Source organism: Paenibacillus periandrae, from assembly GCF_022458865.1.
In the GTDB taxonomy this organism is placed as follows: domain Bacteria; phylum Bacillota; class Bacilli; order Paenibacillales; family NBRC-103111; genus Paenibacillus_S; species Paenibacillus_S periandrae.
The window spans coordinates 230,226-253,427 of the sequence record NZ_JAJNMU010000007.1; the positions used below are offsets into that span (position 1 = coordinate 230,226).

Sequence of the window (23,202 nt, forward strand, 5' to 3'; positions counted from 1 at the left end):
GGACAATAAAAAACCACAAAACGACCATCTCTCGTCTTGTGGTTTAATGCTTGGATTCCTTTATGCTGAGCAAGGAGTTCAGCTGCTCCAGTAAATTGCCGCCGCCCGTGAGTGAAATCGTTCCGATTTTCTCACAGATTTTTTCCAGAAACTCCAGCTCCTTCAAACGATAGAGCGTCTGATTCTCATCCATCAGCTTGGCTGTATTGAGCAGGCTGCGCGTGGAGGCCGTTTCTTCACGACGGGTAACAATATTAGCCTGCGCCTTCTTCTCAGCCAACAGGACCGTATTGAGAATATCCTTGATATCTCCAGGCAAAATAATATCCTTCAGCCCTGCTGACAGAAACTGCACCCCGTAATCTTGACTTCTCCGATTCAGAGCAGATAGTACGAAGATGGCGATTTCCTGCTTCATTTTCAACAAGTCATCCAGCTTAAGCGTACCCACATATTCGCGCAAGATCAGCTGCAGCAATATATAAATCTGCTCCTCGAACGATTTGATCTCAAGCGATTTCAGCGGGTTTACAATTTTATACTGGCAAACAAAGTTCAGACGAAGTGTAACCTTATCCTCTGTCATAATTTCCTGACCGGTCATATCCAGCTGCTGCTGCCGCAAGTCCAATGTTTTACCTGCAACGTGAACAGGACCCTTCCAAAAGTAATACTTGCCGGGACGCAGCTCCCTTTGCATCACATGATTGTAATACAGTACGCCTGCCTCATGCCCTGCAACTTCAATCGTCTGGTAATATCCGGTCAGCTTCGGCAAAATCGAACGCTCCACCGCAGCATCCATCTCTGGCTCCCGGGTATCGATACGCACACAGGTATGGCGCTTCAGCACATTCCAGAACACATACAAGCCAGCCGTCAACAGCGAGACAAACTTCCCATCCTCATAATGCAGCATATATTCATAATCCTGAACGTCAATGACGGTCAGCTCCTTAAACAGCTGCTCATCCTGAATGAACAGTTGAACATCCTTATTAGGCACATAAAAAGGCTTTGCCACATCCATGATGATAATGGAATCCTCGGAAAATGGACCAAATCGATACGTTCCCGGCTGCAGATGCTTGACGTAATTGCCCTGGCGAAACAGCAAGCCCCGTTCACCGGTTTGAATGAACACTTTTTTAAACATAGGACATTCTCCTTAACTTTCTTTGGGTTTGGCCTTTTAATAAGGAAGCCTCCTGAAGCGAAAGCGGAGTCTGGCTTAAGAATCGGTTGCATCAGCTTTCAGTCTGCAGCCTCGGTGAAACGCCACCGGCTTAACTTCAGCCCGTAAGCCATTTAACTTCATCCACAGTCTGATCGGCGATTCGCCCGCTTCGGTATCCACCGACTACAGAGCCTGCTTGCAGTGTGAGCACAAGTGCCCACTGAAGCTTCCTGTCCAAGGCCTTGTTCAGCATTTTCAATATCGCTCGATTAAAAGTCGAGTGCTCTACCACTGAGCTAATTGCCATACAGGCAATAAGGGATTCGAACCCTTGACACATCGGAGATTGACACCGGTATTAACGTTACAGCATACCTGCACCCAAGGTGTGCGGGCACTGCGGGATGCTCGACATCCCTGCCTGGGTAAGTCACCCGTGCATCAACCTCTCTTATCATGGCTCATTTTCAGGTGCAGGAACATGGTGAAAGTATTACGACTTGCTACAAACTTCCCATTTTCTTCAATACCATCTGCTGTTACAATAACAATGCGGTTCCATAACGGTATTTCTGCACGAAAGAGATCAATCAGAATTGAGGTATTCACATGGCCAAGGAAAGCTTCGATAAAGAAATCCAGTTTTTACGTATGCTTGTCCTGACTGGCGGCGCATACAGTCGACAGCAATTTGCCGATCGACTTGGCATTTCTGTTCATACCTTTGACAAAACGATCAAACGATTAAAAGAAATTGTCGGCTCGATCTATCGCCAGCTGCCTGAGGACCAGGGTAAAGAACTCGCCGATATGATCCGCTACAGCTATTTGGATTCCACAGACCCGATGCTGCTGTTTCTATTTCGCGCCAAATCGCTTAAAGAAACCGAATCCAAGCGGATCTCTCTGCTGTTGGCCACCCTTCGTAAGAAGTCGCTGACCGCCATGGAACTGCTGGATGCCTGCTGCAGCGCAATGCCCACCGAGCTTGCTTTGCCCGATGAAAAAACAGTCCGCTCCGATCTCAAATATCTCGAAGAAGTTGGCGTAATCGCCAAAGAACCAGGACCGCGCCCGTATCGTTACCGCATTAACCATGACCTGGTCCGGGATTTATCGCAGGATGAGCTGCTGGATCTGTATGATTTTGTAGATATTATGGCCAATACTCAGCTTCCTTCCGTGCAAGGCTACCTGCTGCGAGACAATCTGAAGAAGAGTCTCCAGTACAGCCAGTCGGAGAAGCTGCTATTGGAGCCTTTTCTGTATAAATATCATTATTACTCCCGTATTTTGGATGAGGCACATTTGTTTGTGCTGCTCGATGCGATCCGCAGCCGCCGTAAAGTGCAATTTTTGTATTTTTCGCCGAAAAACCCGCAAAGCTATGCTTCGCAAAATACAAACCCCTTGTTCGAACGCGAAGCGGAAGGCCATCAGGAGCTGACGCTTCCCATAAAAGTGGTGTACGATCATCAATATGGACGCTGGTACCTGCTGTCTCATCATGCACGGCATGGTATCAGAAAATATCGAATCGAGGGAATGACCCAGATTATCGAGGGCGAGTCTGTTACCGAGGCATTTTATGAAAGTAAAAAGCTAGAGCTGGAGCATAAAATTCAAAACAGCTGGTTAATCGATACCGGTCATCCGGTTACAGTTCGTGTGCGATTTTTCAATCCGGTTCATTTGCGGACGAATTTCGTCATGGAACGTGTGCTGCTGCAAGGACAGTGGGGACACATTAGCGAAGAGAACGAGGAATCTTTTATATATGAAATAACCGTCAACGGTACGCAGGAGATCAAGCCGTGGCTGCGGAGTTTCGGTTCCAGTTGCGAGGTTCTGGAGCCGAAGCGGTTGCGGCAAGAGCTGATAGCCGAATGGAAGGAGATCCAGTCTTACTATGAACCTGAATCTGTTTGAAAAGATTTTTAACTATCAGATTATTTCCCGCCTGGAGGATTCAGGCACCTTCATGATCACCTCCCATGAGCGCAGCTGGCTAAAAACCATGCTCCAGCATCCCGCAGCGGAGGAAGCATTCACGGCTGCAACACTTGAAAAGCTGCAGCAGCTCCTCGAGCCAGAGAGCATGATGGACCTAACAGAGGCTTTCATGGAAAAAGCCCGCAGCACAGAGCGGCAGGTTTACCATGCGTACCTGCGCCCCTTGCGTCGGGCGATTATGAATCAGCAAGGCATTTGCATCAGCTATCAAGTGAAAGGCGGACGGACCAAACTCGATGAACTCGGGTTTCCTTATAAGCTGGAATATTCTATGGTCAAAAAGGAATGGTATCTGCTCTGGTACCATCAGAGACGCAAAACCATGATGAGCACACGGCTGCACAAAATCTTGGCTGTAGCCGAAGAAGCTCTGCCTGATCATGAGGTCGCGCAGTATGGCGCAGACATTCACGCCGCTCTTGAGCAGCATCAAGCAAGCACCTCCATTCAGGTGCTGAGGGAATATAACCGCGAGCTGTCACGCATCCTGTATGCCTTTTCCTGCTTTGAAAAGGAGGTCGATTATGACGCCGAACTCGACCTGTATACGATTCAGGTGACCTTTGCCAAAAATGAGACCGATTATATGCTGTCCAAGCTTCGCTTTCTTGGCAAACGTGTCCGCATCGTCGGTGATCCAGTCCTCCAGCAGCGAATGTACGAAACTACTGTGAAGGCTTTGGATCGTTATGCGGACCAAGAATAAAAGCCTGCTAACAATTACGTCCAGCAGGTCAGAGATTCATTCAGCGTCGATCAGGTGAAAACCCACTCTAGCTTTTCTTGAGTGATACATGACTTCTGGAGCATTCTCAAATTCCTTTAATCGCAGCCATGGGCTTGCATTTGGCCACCACATCTGCCAGTGACGCACCCACGACACTATCAATGATTTGATCCACATCCTTATAGGCTTGCGGACATTCGTCCAGAATCGTCTCCAAGGAACGATGGTTCACCATGACCTCATCCTCAGAACCAACCTTCAAGGATTGCTCAAATTGATCCACGGTGACCATTTCCTTGGTAGCTCTCCGTGACCTGGTTCTCCCCGCTCCGTGGCAGATCGAATAAAAATTTTTCAAACCTTCCTCTCTGCCAACCATAATATAAGACGAGGTCCCCATTGAGCCCGGAATCAAGGCCGGATGACCTGTTTCTTTGTAGGCTGGCGTGTTCAGAAAATGCTTGGGTGGCAGCGCCCGCGTTGCCCCTTTCCGGTGAACGAGCATAGACTGACCGCGATGAAATTCTTTAAGCGCATAGTTATGCATCAGATCATACAGCACCGGCGTCTCCATACCAGAGCCGAATACCTCCCTGAAAGCCTCCTGTATCCCGAATGCAATCATATGTCTGTTGCTGACAGCAAAGTTCAATGAAGAATACATTAAGTTCAGATAGGTTTGTCCCTCCTGGCTCGCAATAGGCGCGTAGATCAGATTGGGATCAGGATTGCTCACACCCCAAAGACGCATGGACTCCTTGAGCACTTTGTTATACTCGCGCCCAACCATAGCGCCCCATGCACGGGAACCGGAATGGATCATGACCACAACCTGCCCATCGAACAGTCCCCACTTCGCTGCAAGCTCCCGATGCTTTTCATCCACTTCCAGATACTGAATTTCAATAAAATGATTCCCGCTGCCAAGTGACCCTAATTGACCTTGGGCGTTTTTACGAATTTTGGGTGGCAGATGTTCGAGGAAAGCATGATCGTACTGAAAAGCCGACTCCTCCACATGCGTTAACCAGCGCTCATTAGGTACATAGGATGCAGGCAATCCCTTCAAGCCATACTGTACAACATTCATGATATCGATATCGGCATAATGCGAATTGGTTCTTTCGTTCGTTGGTACATACTTCTCGATAGCTGTGATCAGCGCTCTACGAACCGCTTTATCCTGAATATCGCTGCGACGCAGTGACGTCGTATGCACCCGCATGCCGCAGCCGATATCGACACCAACAATTGACGGAGATACGATACCATCCTTCATATTCCACACGGCTGTCGTTCCGATGCAGGTCCCAACACCCACATGTGCATCAGGCGTATAGCCCATATAGACGTTTCTTGGAATTCTCAAATTGTTATCGGCCATTTCGTAGACTCTCGATTCGAACGATTGGAAAATTTCCGGGTTCGCATAAACATGCAGATTCCCATGTCCCAGCTCAACCTCGTAGTGATTATTGCCATGTGCGATGATTTTATGATCCATTGCTAATGCCTCCTCTGTCTTCCGTATGCCTCAGGTTCATGATGCTTGCCTTGTGAATCTATCATCGCTTGTTTTAGCTGGAACGAACATGGTGAAAGTATGACGACATGGGAATAATTCACCGATGACAACCTGTATCATTATGTAGTATGGTTAATCTAAGCGATACTTTACAATCATGAGAAAGTCTAATGCATGTGAGGAGGAACCCAGCAGGCATGACAACAGCAGCAACAGGTTATATCACAATCACGATTTTTTCGGCTATGCTCAATCTGCTGCTCACCCTCTATATCATCAAAAAAATTAGTAAAACGCCGCTCTCACGAGCTTATTTGCTGTTATGCGGGTTTTGCTCGCTGTATGCCTTTGCATATGCAGGCGAGCTGGCTAGTGATTCTCTTCACCAAATGATGTACTGGATCAAGCTGGAATATTTGTTTGTTCCGTTCCTACTACCTTTATGTCTACTCATCACGATTGAATATACGCATCTGGGCAGACAGTTGAAAAGATCGAGGCTATGGGCTTTATTTGTCATTCCATCCTTAACCTTGATCCTTCAGCTTAGCAATGACATGCATGGATTTTATTTCAGTTCGATAGAATTATATACACATGGCCCTTTTCCAGTCAGTGACGTCCATTTGGGACCTTGGTTTTTCTTCGATGCCGCCTATTCCTGTACCTGTTTTGTGATATGTATCGTAATCCTGTTTCTGCAATGGAAAAAAGCTTCACTCATTTTCAGGAAGCAGATTGCCGCTATGGCGATTACCTTCACGATACCATTATTAAGTGCATCGCTGTATTATACCGATATTGTTCCCTACGGCATCAATGTTACGCCAGCATCCATGAGCTTGACCTGTTTACTCATCGGGATTGCCATCTTCTCATTCCGGATGTTTTCACTTACACCGATAGCGATTCAAGCTGTGTTTGAGAGCATGCGCGACGGGATTCTGGTGCTGGATGAAGAAGGACGCATTGTCCGTTTTAATCAGGCAGCTGTCAAGGTCATTCCCTTATTGACCCCTGCGATCATCGGCACCTCAGCGGATGGCTTGATTCCCGGTTTATCGGTTAAACAAATGACAGCAGAACCCTCCAGGCTTATTACCGAATACGATACAGAATTCCATATTGACGGCCTGATCGTTCACTACCAGGTTCGCATTTCTCCAATTCTGGAAAATACCGCTGAACATCATGTGGGTGTTATTGTATCCCTGATCGATATTACCGAACGTATTCAGCTGCTGCAAAGATTGCAAAAGCTGGCCGCCATTGATGGTTTAACGGGAATATATAATCGTTCTCAATTCATACATGCTTGCGAACAACAGCTGCAGCAGATGAATCGGCAGCAAGCGCCAGCTGCGCTCCTCTTGTTCGATATTGACCACTTCAAACATGTCAACGATAATTATGGACATGAAGCAGGAGATATTGCCCTACAGCACGTAGTGAAATTATGTCAGAAACAGCTTCGGTCGAATGATTTATTTGGCCGTTACGGTGGAGAGGAATTTATCCTGTGGCTGCCGTGGACCACACAACCTGTGGCTGTAGAGCTTGCCGAAGCTCTACGTTCCACCATTGAAGAATCGCCTGTACAGTATGATGGAGCCCCTATCCCGCTTACAGCCAGCTTTGGATTAACTGCGCTTCTACCTGATATCCCGTTAAATCAGCTTATTCGCGAGGCAGATGATGCTTTATACGCAGCCAAACGTGAGGGACGCAACCGAATCAAGGTTCACTCATCATCTTTGTGAGGATGATATTAAACAAAAGCCTGCTCAAGCCACCTAAGTGTGGCACGAGCAGGCTTTTCAATGTTCAACATGATGGGCTCAATAAATCCGCACCTTGTTCATCCCTTGACTATTCATTCATAAATTCGGCAAATAACAAGAAACGCTTCAGCATAACTGCTGCTTCAGCTCGGGTAGCTTTGCTGTCAGGCGCAAATGTCCGTACTGTTGTCCCATTCACAATACCGGCATTCAGTGCTCCTGCAGCTGCGTCCTTGGCCCACGAAGATATGGCAAGGTTATCTTCGAATGCTGCAAGCTTTTTGGCATCCGTATCGTACTTCTTGCCTGACAGTTGGATCGCACGTGCAATCATCACAGCCATTTGCTCACGGGTAATCGTCGCATTAGGCTGAAAGCTTCCATTCTCCAATCCATCAACAAGAACTGCTTTCGAAGCGGCTCCTACTGCACCTGCATACCAATCGGTTGCTTGGACATCGGGGAATTTGGCCGCAGCTTGTTCAGCTAACGCTGTCTGCTCTTCGTTCAAACCTGCCGCTCGCACCAGCAGTGCTGCGAATTCAGCGCGTGTGATGGATTTTTGCGGAACAAAGGTTGTATCGGTCGCACCCTTAATCAACAGTTTGGAAGCAAGCAGTTCGATATCAGCCTGTGCCCAATGACCATTCAGATCGGCAAAGGTTCTATTGGACTGAACCACCGTATATATGCTATTGCCAGGTCTTTTGATCGTTGCCATCAGGCTGCTTCCATTGCTTGTAAACAACGTAGGTACGAACGTCATCGTGCCCGTAACCGGGTTATACAGCACACCTGCTGCTTTTTTCGTATCCACAGAATGAGATATCTCGAACGATCTTGATACATATACGGTACCGAAATCACTTACCGTTACCGTCTTACCGTTAGCCTCAGCTGTAATCATAAAGTCTACAGCACCAGCCAACGAAGTAATTCTATTCTTGGTTGCATAAGCTGCGATAGTGTCTGCCAGCGCTCCACTCACTTTTTCTACGGAAATGTTCAGCTTTAGGTCTTTAGCATCCACACCCAGTGAAAGTGCCAGTTCGTTAACATCCAACACCTTTAAGGGAAGATCATAAGTAACGCCGCTTGCTTTGATCGACAAAATCGCATCAGATGCCTTGGAAACAGCGGCAGCGATTAACGAGGCTGTGACTTGCACGATCTTGACAAGCTCCGAGCCTGTGACTTCAACCGTCACCTTGGGATTACTGGAGGTTAGGGATTCTACGGCTTTGCCCCATACAACCGAATCGATTGTGACCTGTGCAGCCGCTTTTCCATCAACGGTTACTTGCTGTGGAGCCACACGAATCTCACTGCCATTCACAATCGTTTGTACAGAAGCAGAGCCGCTGTCTGATCCCGCTCCACCCCCAGAGCTGCCCGTTGAAGAGGAGCCTGAATTACCGGGAATTGTATAAACAGCTACTGAAGCAGAGCTGGCGCTTTCCTTATCATTGTCAGCAGACACCGTGTAATAGTAATTTTTCCCTGGAAGCAAGCCCGAGTCCGTATAAGTCAGCTCCGTAGTAGTACCAATCTGCAAAAAGGTTACGTTATCCATACTGCGTTTAATCGTATAGGAAGTTGCGTTCGCAACACGATTCCAGGTAAGCGTTGCCTCTGTTCTTCCTGATACAGCGGTAAGACCCGTTGGAGCCAGCAGCTTAAATTTCAGAAAGTCGCCCCGAATGATCGTGCCATCCGCATTTCTTTGGTAAGGCAGGGTTGGCTGCAGGCTGACGAAGTTGGCATCTGAAAGGGCTGTACCCGATTTATTAGCCGATACCGAGCCGTTAAACATATAATTGCTGTCTGAAGCCAGACTCGATGGATAGCTGTCTTTTGCCGTTATCCCTTTTTGATAGGAAATGAATCCATTAATTCGGAAATCTGTAGTAATGCCGCTGTAGGTTGTAAAATTCATGTTGCCCTTGGCATTGTTATAAGCGATGTTGCCACCCTCAGCCCGAACACCCGGATTACTATTGCTGGCGAAGCCATAAGCGCCATTGCCAAAAGCCAAACTGTTTCGAATGATATGAGGAACGTGAATCCCTTCACCGCCCAGCTTAAAGCCATTTTTGTCTCCGGCACCGACCGTACCATTCGTTAAAGTGCCATTATTGTAAGCGATACTATCTTCGATAATGACAGCACCGATAGCACCCGAGCCTGCTTTGGTATATAAATCCCAACCGTCATCAATGTTGTTATGAGCGATATCCCCTCTAAATACATTCCCGACACCTGCTGTCAGCTTGGCCGCAAAGCCATCGGCATTATTATTGGAAGGATCGATATTATCATACGATTCACTATTAAGAATCAAATTGTAGGAGGGCCAAGTGGTCTTATCACTGGAGCCGTCTGTGCTGCTGATTTGCAGTCCGGTATCACCGTTATCATAAAATTTGCAGTTGTCAACAAGGTTGTAGCTACCGCCTACAGTAAAGCCTTTTGTATTGCCTGCTGTGCGGGTAAAGTCGATGCCTTGAACCTGCCAGTAATTGCCGCTCAGCACAACACCTTCAGATTTTTTGTCAAAATCAATGATCGGTCTTGTACCCGCAGCCGCAACCAGATATTTCTTGGCGTCTGCTGTTCCATCATTGCCCTTTTTAATATCGAGCTTGGAGGAACGTATGTATCGACCGTCTTGCACGATAATTTTTTGCCCGGCTTTAACAAAATCAATTGCGGTATCCAGATCAAGCGGACTGTTAAGGGTACCTGTACCTTTGCTTGTTCCAGTCGGCGATACATAGATATCCCCGTTATCTGCATAAGTTTTCATCTCAACCGTATAGTTTTTAACCATTTTATCATAAGAGGTCAGCAGCTGCGTATCATCAGGTATAAATGCGATACTGAATCCTGTAGAGCTGTTGGCATTAAGCGTCGTATTCACTGTCAAAACCTTGTCGGCCGAGATAGCCTGATCCAATGCGATGACAGATTGCCCCTGCTTAACTGTGATCGTACCCTTCACATTCACTTTTAACCCCAGCGCGTAAGCTGTCTTGGAGGTTCTCGATAACGATACCACATCCAACGATGGGGTTACGGCAGCCTTGGGTGCCTCCACTTTGGGTGCATCTGTTTGAGCCGCAGTTACCGTTAATTGTTTATTGCTGACTTCTATCGTTGCCAGACGGGCTGTGTAAAAGCCTACGTACATTTTATTAGGGTCCTGCGCTTTTAAAATGTCCGGCACGAAAAATATTTCCTCATTCCCAGCGTTCAATTTGCCTGTAAACCCGCTGTTTGTTTTGGCAAGCGTCAGCTTGTAGTCTGCCGCAGGATACGTATTGCTAACAGATGGCCTTTCTGCTTTGAGCATCGTGTTTTGAATGCCCAAGCTGCCAGCCCCATCCGGTGAGCTTACCCCGGTTCTTACGAATAATTGGGTTCCGTTCGCTTTGGTTGTGCCTCCACTGTAACCGCCTATGGCTGCAATATTGGAAGCAAAGACGCTGGAATCACCAGGCGTTCCAATAACATCTCTCGCCATGATGCCGAACGATTCTTGACCGTCATACGGTTCTTTGGCATACGCCACAACCTTCACATCAGCAGATAAGCTGAAATTGTCCTGATTGGCATCCAGCTCCGTATAATAATACGTAATACCATCATGATCTCCGGTTACTTTACCGCCGCCTTCCAGCGCCACGAGCTGAATGGTTCCGTCTTCCTTGATCGTTACCTTGTTGTTTGCAACGGATGAAGATTGTCCGAATTCAGTCGATTTCCATGGGTATTCAGTCACGGCTCTGACCGTTGTAGGAAGAATGATCGGTGCTAGCCCCGTATTCACCGGTACGATTCGGATGTCATAGCTTCCTGCTGCTGCGGAGTTAAAAGCAGATGCATCTACCGTATATTGGCTCGCAGCTAACGTTTCTTTGTAGGTATTATCAAAAACAGAGGATACGACCAAGCCTGTTTTGTCAAAAGTCTGACCTACCGTATACGTTGTTTTTGGATATTGGGTGACTTGAATGCCAACAAGCTCCTTTTGCTTGACGGTCACGTTGATCGGTACTGGTTGAGCCGTCTTATGGGTGAGCCACACCTGCTTGGGACCTGCACTTGTACTGTCCAGCGCAGACAAACTATATTCATTTCGCATCAGCTTGACTACCGAATTGTCGCTATAGGTAGCATATACAGTCATCCCATCAGGGACGAAGGATTCCCCTATGTAGTAGACTGTTTTTTGTGGATTTTGTCTGATTTCCAAACCGGTAATCAGAGCAGGTTTAACGACAACATCAAATGTCGTATATGTAGCTGTAGTCACACTGGAGCGGATCGTAACGGTTTTGCTTCCAGCCGAATCCAGCTTATACGTAGCTCCACTCACAGTTGCTCCAGCTATCGAGGTGGTGTATTGGGTGCTGGACAGCTCTTCTTTACTCGCTCCGTTATTGTATTGTCCGATCACCGATAATCCCTGAGGATCATACAGGTCTCCAAGATAATAAACCATTTTGGCTGGCAAATATTGCAGCTCCAAAGCGGTAACAACGAGCGGTTTGACATTCACAGTAACCGCTGCTGTTTTACCATTAAAATGGATCGTAACGGTTTGGGTTCCCGTCTTAGTGTTATCGAAGCCAGATACAATATAATCGTTGGTCGTCAGTGTTTCTTCATGCTGGTCCGCATATACAGCTGTTGCCTGTAAGCCAGCCAGATCCAGGTTATCGCCGACAAAATAATCATTTTTGAAGGATGTCGTATTCAGCTTCAAGGAGCTTGGTGTTCTTGTGTCTATAGTTAATTTCACGTTACTATAGGTGACTGTCGTATTCCGCGCTGTAAATAAACCTGCATAAGCAATTGTTCCGGTGAAATCATCAATAACTTGCGTCTGATTGCCGATTTTCAATAAGTAAGCGTTCCCAGACCTTTTCAGGCTCAGATCATACACATTGCCTGCAGCGGGTGCGATTGATTTATCAAACAGCATTTTCGTTGGAATTTTGACGGTTCCCTGCTTATAAAAGGCCTCCATTTTCTGTTCCCAGGCGCCTAGTGCCATATAATCTCCAGTGTAGGAGGCTTGGTGGGTATTCGTCAATATATTGCTCCTCAGCATAATACCGAAGGCTACCTGACCATTAGCCGTCCATTTGTCTACATTGACCTTGGCCGTTAGTTCAAAATTGGTGTTAGCAGGAATTTCCTTGTAATAATAGGCAATCCCTTCAATTGCTCCACTGTCGGAGCCTTGAATTTTCCCTCTATCACCTGTGCTTTTCATCGTTACTTTGCCGTTCTCTTCCGTAATGCCGAAATTGCTGGCAACAATCTTGTCCTGTCCACCCACATCCCCCATAATCGTTCCCTGCCAATCACTCTTGACGCTAATCATAGGTGGGAGGTCGGTTGCTGCAGAAGCTGTAATGTGAAACACAGATACCAATAATACGAATACCATGATCAATGCCAACAGCTGTTTAGATTTCCTCATTAGTCTCATTACTCCTCATACTTCATATTTAAGAATTCTCTATGGAAATACAAGCATATCGGAGTCCAGCGGTTACAACAATAATCCGGGCATTGTATTTCAATGTTATAAACATAAAGTTAAATTAAGCATATCGAATAATATGGTGTTCCGACGCCAAAATGCACCTCCCCATGCAGGTATCGGACTTACACAAAGGTAAGTTCAACAACTACACAGAGAGGCGCTTTTTACAACCAATTTTTAGTTAGTGAAGGAAAGCTTGGCTAACATTCTTTGCAAAATCACTGCGCTTTGAGCGCGTGTAGCCGCCGTTGCCTTCGGGTCATATTTATTCGAAGCGACACCTTCCACGATCTTCTTGTCGGCCATTACGGAGATGGCTTCCTTAGCCCAATTCTCGAAAAGATTGTCATCCGTAAATGTTACTTTCTGTACTGCACCAGCATCATCGAATCCTGCAAACTTCATGGCTCGATAAATCATGACTGCCATTTCCTCACGGGAGATGGGTTGATTCGGACGGAAGGTTTGATCGTCATAACCGGTTACGATACCGGCTTCCGTCGCGGCGTATGCTTGACCCTCAAACCAATCATTGGAACGAACATCGGTAAATTTGATTTTGGACGAGGTTTCGGATGTTAAACCGATCGTCCTGGCAATCAATGCTGCAAATTCAGCACGAGTAACGGCTTGATCCGGCTGGAATTCATCCTTCGTGACACCTTGCACAATAAACTTGTTAGTCATACTCTCGATTTCGTCTTTTGCCCAATGATTTTTAATATCAGCAAATGTAGTGTTATTTTCTAACAACATATAAGTACTATTGGTTCTACTGTAGAGTGATATTTCTTTTCCATTTACAGTAAACGGAACAGGCTGGTAAGTGGTAATACCTTGGTTGTCCGTTTGGACACGAACTGCTGCCAAGTTGCGCGTATTTAAGCTTGCTTCCGTTTTGAGGGTACGACGTACATATTGAGAGAATATTGAAACTTCTATGCTTTTTCCATCAGATGAAGTAGCCTTAACTGTAAAATCGGCAACTGCCAGAACCCTTTGACCCGATGCCTTTGCTTTGTCTGCAGCGGAATCATTAAGGGAAACATGAATTTCCAAATTCACATTTTCAATAGATACACCGAGCTTCGCAGCGAGGTCTTGAAGATTAATCTGTTTGACTGGCAGCTCATAATTTCCTAACTGCGTCTCAACCGTCAGCAATTTCGCTTTGTCATCCTTCGTGATTTTTTGCAAAGCGCCGCTGTTGAAAGATACATTGATCTGGTCCGCTTTTACATTTGAATCCGCGGCCAGTATGATATTCCCGTTAACAGAAGCTTTCAAAGCCGTATCGATAATTTTATCATCCACTTTGGCCTGCGCTACTGATTTTCCACCAACAGTTTTAACTTCTGTGTTAATTGGGGTCGCTTGCCCAACCTGCGTTGGAGAAGTCCCTGCTCCTCCTCCAGATGAGGAACCCGTGCTGCTACTATTAGAAGAAGAGTTTGATTGCAGACGTAAGACATTGATTGTGTAGGTCTTCGTTGTGCCATTCTGCGCTGTCACTACGATGGTGATGGTATTGCTTCCCGTATTCAGACTAATTGCTCCGCTTGCTTGACCGCTTATTACTGGAGTTCCGTTCACGGTCATCGTAGCATTGCTGTCATACACACTTGACGTTACGGTAATGCTCGATACGCCGCTAGCCACATTTGAAGTATAAGCCGTTGTACCGGATACAAATGCCGGGCTCAGGATTCCACTCGATAGCGTCAAAGAGTTCAAGTCTGTGTTGCTGCTTGGTGCTGCTGCACGGTTCACTGTAATACTGTAGGTCTTCGTTGTGCCATTCTGCGCTGTCACTGCGATGGTGATAGTATTGCTTCCCAGATTCAGACTAATCGCTCCGCTTGCTTGACCGCTTATTATTGGAGTTCCGTTCACGGTCATCGTAGCATTGCTATCGTACACACTTGCCGTTACGGTAATGCTCGATACGCCGCTAGCTACTGTCGAAGCGTATTCCATTGTACCGGATACAAATGCCGGGCTTAGGATTCCACTCGATAGCGTCAAAGAGTTCAAGTCTGCGTTGCTGCTTGGTGCTGCTGCACGGTTCACTGTAATACTGTAGGTCTTCGTTGTGCCATTCTGCGCTGTCACTGCAATGGTGATGATATTGCTTCCCAGATTCAGACCAATCGCTCCGCTTGCTTGACCGCTTACTACCGGTGTTCCGTTCACGGTCATCGTAGCATTACTATCGTACACGCTTGACGTTACGGTAATGCTCGATACGCCGCTAGCTACTGTCGAAGCGTAGGTCGTTGTACCGGATGCAAATGCTGGACTGAGCGTACCGCTCGATAGTGTCAAATAGCTCAAGTCTGCATTGCTGCTCGGGGCTGCACGGTTCACTGTAATACTGTAGGTCTTCGTTGTTCCGTTCAGTGCTGTCACTACGATTGGGATAACGTTACTGCCCACATTCAAGTTAATAGCACTGCTTGCTTGACCGCTTATTACTGGAGCTCCGTTCACAGTCACCATAGCGTTACTATCATATACACTTGACGTTACGGTAATGCTCGATACGCCATTAGCCACATTTGAAGTATAAGCTGGCGTACCGGATGCAAATGCTGGATTTAGGGTTCCGCTCGATAACGTCAATGAGCTCAGGTCTGCGTTGCTAGATACTGTTGGAGCGTGATATACGCTTATAGATTTAAACTGAACAACGGTGTATGGAACATAATTTACATTACCGTTTGTGGCAGTTTGATCGTAATTACCAGCTTTAAAGTAGTATTGATGATTAGGCGGTATAACTTGGCTTGGGCTGGCTGTTTGTCCATTAAATATCAGGGCGCCGTTTAGATAAACTGATAGCACTTGGTCATTAAGGGTCATTCTATATGTGAAATACTGATTTAACGGGATTTTTATAGGAAGGTACTGGTACCCTAACGAGTTTATACCACTTGGTTCATACAGTATGCGAATATTGCTATTGGGACGAGTTGGGTCATATCCATATTCAAGTTCGCACAAGGTTGTTGTTTCTGTATCAAACACTTGCCCAATGGTAGTCCAACCTACACCGTTTGAAGTTCCAAGAGTGGTAACGGCAACAGTGTTCGTCATAGCGTTAGCCCCTACAGGCAACCACCCTGCATCTGTTCCCGCTATAGGATCATATTCCCTTAGCTCACTGCGAGGATGGGCTGAGCCGGATGTAGTCCCCCCCACAGCGGTGTCCATAAAGACTTGGCTTCCGTCAGCCCCAACGTAGAAATATGGATCAGCATAACCTGCTTGTAATGCTTGCGATGTTTGACCTGCTCCACCAGGGAGTGGCTCCTGCAAAGTCCAATAGCGATAATCAATGTTGGCGACTGGGGGTTTGCCCGATATAGTCAGCATATAGGTTTGAGGATTCCCCTGATTAAAGTTAAAGAAAAAAGAGTGAACTCCCATACTAAGTGTGTTTAAGTAACTTTGGTTAAAGGTAACGGTATCTCCTGATTTTACATAATCCTCTGAAGTCAAGATTGTTGCACCCTTACTAATGTTTGTAAAAGTGTTGCTATTGAGGGACATTGTTGTTGATATGACAGAAGGCGACGCAGGAATATAAATAGCACCTTGAGATGAAAGGGAAGAATCGGCCGCTGCTGCTACTGTTAGTGCATAGGGAAGGGATGACGATGAAAATTTAAAGCTTAAATTATAGCTCCCATTAAGACTGCTTAAATAGGTATTTGAAAATGTAACGACATTGCTGTTTGCATCAAAAGTATAATCTGTTCCTTGCATAAGCGTGTACAAACCATTGGTAATTCCTGTAAAACTTGTAGCAGTGTCAAGATTAATTTGAGTGGATAGTGTATTTTGCAATGTTTTATAGAAGATTCCTGATGAAGAAGAAAGGGTAACGGGAGGTATTATTTGCAGGAGACCAATACCCAGTTGACCGGTAGCAGAAGGCTTTAAAGTATAATTAATCAAAATATAGCGCGCTGTTATTGGAGTAGTAAAAGTTAAGTTTGATGTGTAGTAACCACTATTAATACTAGGATCTGAGCTCCAGCTATAGGTTCCATTGGCAAGAGTGCCAGTTAGAATATTTGTAGGTACAACTGCGGCGCTAGTCCATCCGTTAGCTGTTGGTGAAAATGTTATCGCGCTATTGGAAGGTGTGGTAGAAAGCTTATTCCAAGGGGAAGAAGGTGAAATGTCATTTGAATAACTTACTTCATACTGTGAACTACGGTTTATGGTATTTGTATCGATAGCCGTAGTGTGAAAGTTAAACCCTTCTATATCGCTTGAAGAACCAAGGTCGATGGCTACCCATAAATTTGAACCGGATGCCGAGTAGACTGTATTAGCCCCTTGTGTCCAAGTGATTATATTACCGATATTTGCTGCTGTTCTAGTGCTATTTTGCGAGCTAGCCTTAATGTTACCGTTTAATGTTAAAGTAGAGGGCAGTAGATTGGTTACGGCTGCGTGAGCTACAGATGACGGTAGGGTCGGAAACATAGAAAAGACGAGGGCAATGACAAGTATAAGACCCGTAATAGATTTTGAATTTCGTTTTAACATAAGCGATTCACCTCATAGAAGTTATTTATAACCGTTTTCGAAGCCATTGTATTAGCACCTCAATAAATCACTTATTGACCCCACTTGCTTAGTGATCTCACCTCCAAATCTTTTCGCTATAAAATAAAAATTAAAATCAATTTGCCATTATGTAACTAAGCCTCCGATTTTGGAGCATTTATTCATTCTTATGTCCAACGTAATTTTGAAAGCGTATACATAATTATAATGACTTTTTAATATTAACAATATGGAGTATTTCTAGATGCCATTGTGATTTCATTAGTTTGTCTCTATATGAAAGAAAAAAACACAAACAGAGCGACTCGACTTGTGTTTACACTTAACATATGTTACTCCTCAAGACCGCCCAGCCCGATACTGTCGTTCAATAAACTCTGCCCGGTAAGTGCCGGGCGTCATGCCTGCAAGCTTACGGAACGAGCGAATAAAGTTCTGTGAATTGTTGTATCTCAGCTTTTCGGCAATTTCAGATATTTTCATTTCCGTATCTTCCAGCATTTCCTTCGCCTTATTCAACCGATATTGCATCAAATAGTCGCTAAAGCTGATCCCAAGCTCTTGCCTGAGTACCTTACTGATGTAGCTTGGATGGTAATTAAGCATATTGGAGCAGGCTTCCAGGCTGATGTCGGTATCATATCGGTCATGAATCATCTGTACCACTTCCTGGGAGATGGTTTGGTATTTGGTTCTGCGCTGATCCTCGTACACATTGACCACAGGCTCGATCATTTGAGATTTGAACCAATTGCGTGCATCTTCAACCGATGAGAGCGCATGCAGCTGCTCCATGAGGGGCGGGTCGCCTCCAAGCAGCTCCAAATGCGATACTCCGCTTTCCTGTAAAAGCCTGATCAGATTGACAAAAAAACGCGTAACGGCAATTTGATAGTCATTATAGTTATGATATTGCCCGGATATTTCCTCAAAAAAGGAATCCAGCAAACATTGGATTTTGTCTCTTTCTGCCATCTTGATTGCATCAAAAATTTGTCTTTCCAGTTCTTTAGGATATTCGGTAGTTACATTCTGGGCGGGTTGGACGTCATCAATATGAAGAATCGTCTGCTGCCCAAACAAAACCCGGTATTTCAATGCATCCATGGCTTCCTTATAAGCTCGATTAGCGTCATGAAGTCCAGCATACGATCGGCTGATTCCAATACTGATCCGTAGTGACAAATAATTTCCAACCTCGTCCTGAACCTTTTTGGCCATGGCATACATATAGGTTCTGAATTCCTCTGTAGATTTGGGATCGTCAAAAATAAGCGTAACCTGAGAGGACTGGACAACTATCGGCATCAGACGATTATGGGCCGGTATCAACTGCTGCTGCATGGACATCAATGGCGTCCGAACCCCTCAGACTCTCCATGTTGGTCTCAAAATGTGCCTTTTGATACGGAAATGGCGTATTGTTATTATTTTCATATAATCTGTGAAAAATAAATGCATCATGATAGATGCTGCAATCCGTAGGAAACTGTCTGGATTCGGGCTCGGCTTCACGAAATACGACCTTCATCTGGCGGTCGGCTGCGCGATGGCACAACCAGCCCAACACAAAAGCCAGCTTGTAGCCTAAATTGTCCTCATTCTTTCTTGCGTCCCAATTGGTCCGATATTTGTCCAACAGTGCAACTGTAAATTTATCCCCGGAACGGGTTACACTGCCGAATTGTGAAAACTGGATATGATTGCGGCCAGCTTCTTTGAAGGCATTACAAATATGTTCCGCTGCAAACATCATATTAAAGCAATCTTCTACAACCGCTGTATGGGTTACGTTCTCTGACATGTCTCATCCTCCATTATATTCGTATGTGGGTACAGGCTTACTTCTCTCCTGGCAGGTGGTGAACGTTCCATAAACCGAGCATTTTCCATATGTCCTCCTTGCTAATCAGGCCAGTATTCACATCCTTTTCTTTGTTGGTCTGAGCATAGCATCGGAACTCCATAACGGGATACAATCAGTTCAAAGCCATTTGCTCTAATGACCGCAAACAGCAATGCGGAAAGCTTTGGCATACTGAAACAATCATCAGCAATTCTCTCGATAATCATAAGAAATCACGATGTAAAGCAAGTATGAGATAAGAAAAGCTTCTGATCGAAGCCTATTCGATGAAGATACATTCGTGTTTTACATGTAGCTTTTCTTGCGAGATAAGAATCGTTCAGCTTCGCTGAAAACTTATACATTCTTATCTCTTAAAAAAACCTCCTACGCTAGTATTGGTTACCCACTCGGGTGTTAGCCAATGCCTATCATAAGAGGTGCAAGTGAAGTTCGTGTCAAGCACGAGCTTCTTGATAGTTTCATTTAAACGACAAGCGCTTTACGAAGCACTTTATCAACGACTTTAACATCCATACCAAGACCGGGAGCTGTAGGTGCCCGAAAAACACCGTCTTTCACTTCCATGTGCGGCGTGAATAAATAATCAGTCACTTTAACTCCCGCTTTGTCTTCCTGAAACTTCCCTATATTCGGAATGTACGAAGCAAAATGCAGCATATAAATGTACCCATACCCACCGCTAATGTGAGGTGTAACCGGTATGCCCTTTAAAGCTGCCATTCTGGCAACACGTGTATTTCTGATAAATCCCCCGTTATATTGTAAATCCGGCTGTACCACCTGTGCGGCATCATTATCGATAATCCAGCGAAACCGTCTTATGCTTGTTTCCTGTTCACCGAAAGCAAGAGGAATATGCAGCGCGTCTGCGACCTCCTTGGTATCTTCAAGATGCTCAAAAGGGCAAGGCTCTTCATAAAAGAAGGCACCAATTTCTTCCAGTATTTTACCATATTCGATTGCGACTTGAGGATCATAGGAACCATTACCATCAGCATGTATCGTGAAATCGTCTCCGAACGTTTTGCGCGTTAAATAAATCAGCGATTCAGAGCGTCCCTGAATGGAATCGGCGTTTTTGCTCATCCGGCCCCCTACCTTGAATTTAACTGCTCTTGCTCCCGTTTCCGCGACCTTCTGCTGCAGCACTTCAATTTCCTCTTCAGGCGTTGTGCCCCTGTTACCGCTTGCTACATAAATAGGAATCTCGTTGCGAATGACGCCTCCAAGCAAATCCCCGATAGGCTTGCCGACTATTCGGCCCATCATATCCAGCAGACTCGCTTCTACCCATGAAATGCAGCACCACAAAGCAAGTCCGGACAGCTTATAATTGCTTTGATACACGTATACGCCATCCAGAAGCTTTTCCAAATCTCTGGCATCCTTGCCTATAAAGTAAGGAATGATCAGCTGCTTAAGCAAAGGGTACAGATAAGCTGCACGTTCGCTAGCCACAGCTACGCCTTCTGAGCCATCCTTTGATCTCGTGCGCAGGAAGTATAAGCCGTTATTAAACAACAGTTCCATGGACTCTATGATCAATGGAGAGCTGATACCTTCCACATTCAGTACGGTTGAATTCGCCGCTGCCTCCAATTCCGCAATGCTGACATCACTTTGTGCCTGGGTAAGGGAGCTGTCCAAATGCAAATAAGATAAATCGTGATAAGTGTTAACCATATCTGTTCCTCCTAAAATTTTTGTTAAGCATCTGCAAATTTGGCATATAAGTAACCGGTAATAAAGGCGGCCTGCAGCTTCCTGACCTCATCTGTATAATGCACGTGATCACAGAAGGCTGCTTCCCCAAGCTTGCGGCTGAAACCGTACAAATCAAGGATGGGAATCCCGCGCTCCTGCATAATCGCATCTGCAGCAGCATTATAGTCCAGAACATCTGCATGAAACCGGTGAAAATTTCGCGATTTGGCATTGTGGATATGATCAATGACATCGGTTGTCCGAATCCAGACGAAGGAATTCGACATCTTGCATGCCTTATCTACAATGTCGGATATATTGTGGCGATATTGCTCGAGTGAAATCTGCTTGCTGCCGGTTACAAGATTGGTTTTGATATCGTGAAGTCCGCAGTTCAAGAGCAGAATGTCATACTTCGTACCCAGGGCCTCTACCGATTTCAAATAAGCCAATACCATACTGCTATCCCCGCCGTTAGCGCCAAGCGGTTGATCCAGATCGATCAATGCTTGGGCGTCGCCTTGCTTGCGGTCATATCCCCAATCGCCCGCCAATTGCTCACTTAAATAAGGGCCATATTGAATCGAAATGCTGTCCCCAATAACGAAAATGTCCCTCATTTCCGCAGGCCTCCCCCTTAACAGTTCTACATAGCGACTTATTGCTTGAGCCTTTTACATATTTCGGCTGTGACCTCTGTTGTTGTCGAAGCCCCGCCGATATCACCGGTTTTGATACCGGAGTCAGTTACATCCTCCACCACTTTCAACAGCTTGTCTGCCATCTCGTGCTCCCCAAGGTGCTCCAGCATCAGCTTAGCTGTCCAAATCTGCCCAATCGGATTTGCCAAGTTTTGACCCTGAATATCCGGTGCTGATCCATGGACAGGCTCGAACATCGACGGATACTTGCCGTTGAGGTTAATATTCGCGGCGGGGGCAATCCCGATGCTTCCCATAATCGCGGCGCCAATGTCAGTCAGGATATCTCCGAACAGATTACTGGCTACAACGACATCAAATACATGAGGCTTGGTTACAAAAAATGCCGCAAGCGCATCAATGTGCGTCGATGTTGTTTGTACATCCGGATAATCACGACTTACCTCTTTAAAAACACCATCCCAAAAAGGCATCGTATGTACGATTCCGTTTGATTTCGTGGCACTGGTTACATGCCCTCTGCGCTTTTGTGCCAGCTCAAATGCATAGCGCATCGCTCTTTCGGTTCCTTTTCTGGAGAAAACAGCGCTTTGGATGGCCAGCTCATCCTCTCCTTTATGGATGCGCCCGCCGATTTCACTATATTCACCCTCACTGTTTTCCCTCACAACCAGAAGGTCAAACTCATTAGGCTTAAGCAGCGGCGACTCCAATCCGCGGAAGTATTTGGCCGGGCGTATATTAATGACCTGCTCAAATTCGCGGCGAATTTTGATCAAGAGTCCCCACAGCGATATATGGTCAGGCACACGTGTCGGATCACCCACCGCTCCAAGGAAGATCGCCTCGAAGCCCTGTAACGTTTGCAAACCATCATCCGGCATCATCTGACCATGCTCCATATAATAATCGCAGCTCCAAGGGAAGCTTGTATAAGTAAAAGAAATGCCTCCATGTACGTCAGCCAAAGTGTCAAGCACCTCCAGCGCAGCCGGCACAACCTCCTTACCTATACCATCACCTGGAATTACCGCAAGCTCGAATTTTTTCATTCTCTTCACAACTCCTCATGGCAATTTTCACTGCTTGGCTTCTTTGCAGTTCTCTGCTCATTTTATTGTAATACAGGAAGCGATTACATGATATAATCTTTGGCTTACATCTTTTAAACCTTGCTCCACAAGGGCTCCAGCTAGCGATAATCATTAGCAAGCACTTCAATAATCATCATATTCCGTTCATTTTCAGTTCATCCATCACAAAAAAACAGGATTCATCCCCGATATTTGCGAGATAATCCTGTTTATCGTGCATCAATCATCGAATCAGCTGGTGTGCAGGAGTGAAGCCTATTCATCATTACTCTAACATCCAAAGTTAATCCAACAACTTAAAATGATCCTTCTGCCCTATCACATATCCCCCACCTGCTTGAATATATTTAGTAACAGGCACTGTTTCTCTTTTTCTTTTAAACTCATCCGATGCTTGTCTGACGTTGTAAAGTTTTCTGTGCATAAGGGTCAGACTTACGAAGTAAATTGCGCTTCACAAAACTCGGTAATTGCTCACGAAGTAAGTTTTGCCTTGCAAAACGCTAAGGAG

Annotated in this window: 13 protein-coding genes; 3 read left to right on the forward strand and 10 right to left on the reverse strand. The window is 45.7% G+C overall.

What is annotated here, in order from left to right:
- Positions 1 to 43: 43 nt before the first annotated feature.
- Together LRL21_RS13635 and LRL21_RS13640 are read right to left on the reverse strand one after the other, a co-directional pair.
- Positions 44 to 1,156, reverse strand: coding sequence for a slipin family protein (locus LRL21_RS13635; RefSeq protein ID WP_240416324.1), 1,113 nt, complete (start codon positions 1,154 to 1,156; stop codon positions 44 to 46).
- Positions 1,157 to 1,292: 136 nt separating this feature from the next.
- Positions 1,293 to 1,484 carry a hypothetical protein gene (locus LRL21_RS13640; RefSeq protein WP_240416325.1) on the reverse strand — a complete coding sequence of 64 codons (192 nt, stop codon included), beginning with the start codon at positions 1,482 to 1,484 and terminating at the stop codon, positions 1,293 to 1,295.
- A 302-nt stretch (positions 1,485 to 1,786) separates the two neighbouring features.
- Between LRL21_RS13640 and LRL21_RS13645 the strand changes: the two genes are divergently transcribed.
- A complete protein-coding gene (locus LRL21_RS13645; protein ID WP_240416326.1) occupies positions 1,787 to 3,106 on the forward strand; it encodes a helix-turn-helix transcriptional regulator in 1,320 nt (439 codons plus the stop codon).
- Entirely contained in the window at positions 3,087 to 3,896 is an 810-nt protein-coding gene (locus LRL21_RS13650) for a WYL domain-containing protein (RefSeq protein ID WP_338044619.1), read from the forward strand. Before LRL21_RS13645 ends, LRL21_RS13650 begins: the two co-directional genes overlap by 20 nt.
- A 106-nt stretch (positions 3,897 to 4,002) precedes the next feature.
- On the opposite strand, the gene LRL21_RS13655 is transcribed toward LRL21_RS13650, so the two are convergent.
- Positions 4,003 to 5,421, reverse strand: a complete 1,419-nt coding sequence (locus LRL21_RS13655; RefSeq protein ID WP_240416327.1) for an RtcB family protein — start codon at positions 5,419 to 5,421, stop codon at positions 4,003 to 4,005.
- A gap of 218 nt (positions 5,422 to 5,639) precedes the next feature.
- Between LRL21_RS13655 and LRL21_RS13660 the strand changes: the two genes are divergently transcribed.
- Positions 5,640 to 7,202, forward strand: a complete 1,563-nt coding sequence (locus LRL21_RS13660) for a histidine kinase N-terminal 7TM domain-containing diguanylate cyclase (RefSeq protein ID WP_240416328.1) — start codon at positions 5,640 to 5,642, stop codon at positions 7,200 to 7,202.
- Between the two features lie 109 nt (positions 7,203 to 7,311).
- Here LRL21_RS13660 and LRL21_RS13665 read toward each other — a convergent pair whose 3' ends face one another.
- From LRL21_RS13665 to LRL21_RS13695, 7 genes are all read right to left on the reverse strand, one after another.
- The gene (locus tag LRL21_RS13665) at positions 7,312 to 12,714 is read right to left on the reverse strand and encodes a bacterial Ig-like domain-containing protein (protein ID WP_240416329.1); all 5,403 of its coding nucleotides are present in this window, start codon (positions 12,712 to 12,714) and stop codon (positions 7,312 to 7,314) included.
- 243 nt (positions 12,715 to 12,957) lie between these two features.
- Positions 12,958 to 17,340 carry a cadherin-like beta sandwich domain-containing protein gene (locus tag LRL21_RS13670; protein ID WP_240416330.1) on the reverse strand — a complete coding sequence of 1,461 codons (4,383 nt, stop codon included), beginning with the start codon at positions 17,338 to 17,340 and terminating at the stop codon, positions 12,958 to 12,960.
- A 360-nt stretch (positions 17,341 to 17,700) separates the two neighbouring features.
- Entirely contained in the window at positions 17,701 to 18,705 is a 1,005-nt protein-coding gene (locus LRL21_RS13675) for a helix-turn-helix domain-containing protein (RefSeq protein ID WP_240416331.1), read from the reverse strand.
- Complete coding sequence (locus LRL21_RS13680) at positions 18,677 to 19,165, reverse strand: hypothetical protein (RefSeq protein WP_240416332.1); 489 nt, start codon at positions 19,163 to 19,165, stop codon at positions 18,677 to 18,679. Before LRL21_RS13680 ends, LRL21_RS13675 begins: the two co-directional genes overlap by 29 nt.
- Positions 19,166 to 19,693: 528 nt before the next feature.
- A complete protein-coding gene (locus LRL21_RS13685; protein ID WP_240416333.1) occupies positions 19,694 to 20,914 on the reverse strand; it encodes a mandelate racemase/muconate lactonizing enzyme family protein in 1,221 nt (406 codons plus the stop codon).
- 23 nt (positions 20,915 to 20,937) lie between these two features.
- Positions 20,938 to 21,555 (reverse strand): SGNH/GDSL hydrolase family protein, encoded by a 618-nt coding sequence (locus LRL21_RS13690; RefSeq protein WP_240416334.1) that lies wholly within the window; start codon positions 21,553 to 21,555, stop codon positions 20,938 to 20,940.
- 38 nt (positions 21,556 to 21,593) lie between these two features.
- Positions 21,594 to 22,649: a tartrate dehydrogenase gene (locus LRL21_RS13695; RefSeq protein ID WP_240416335.1), complete on the reverse strand. Its 1,056-nt coding sequence runs from the start codon at positions 22,647 to 22,649 to the stop codon at positions 21,594 to 21,596.
- Positions 22,650 to 23,202 lie beyond the last annotated feature (553 nt).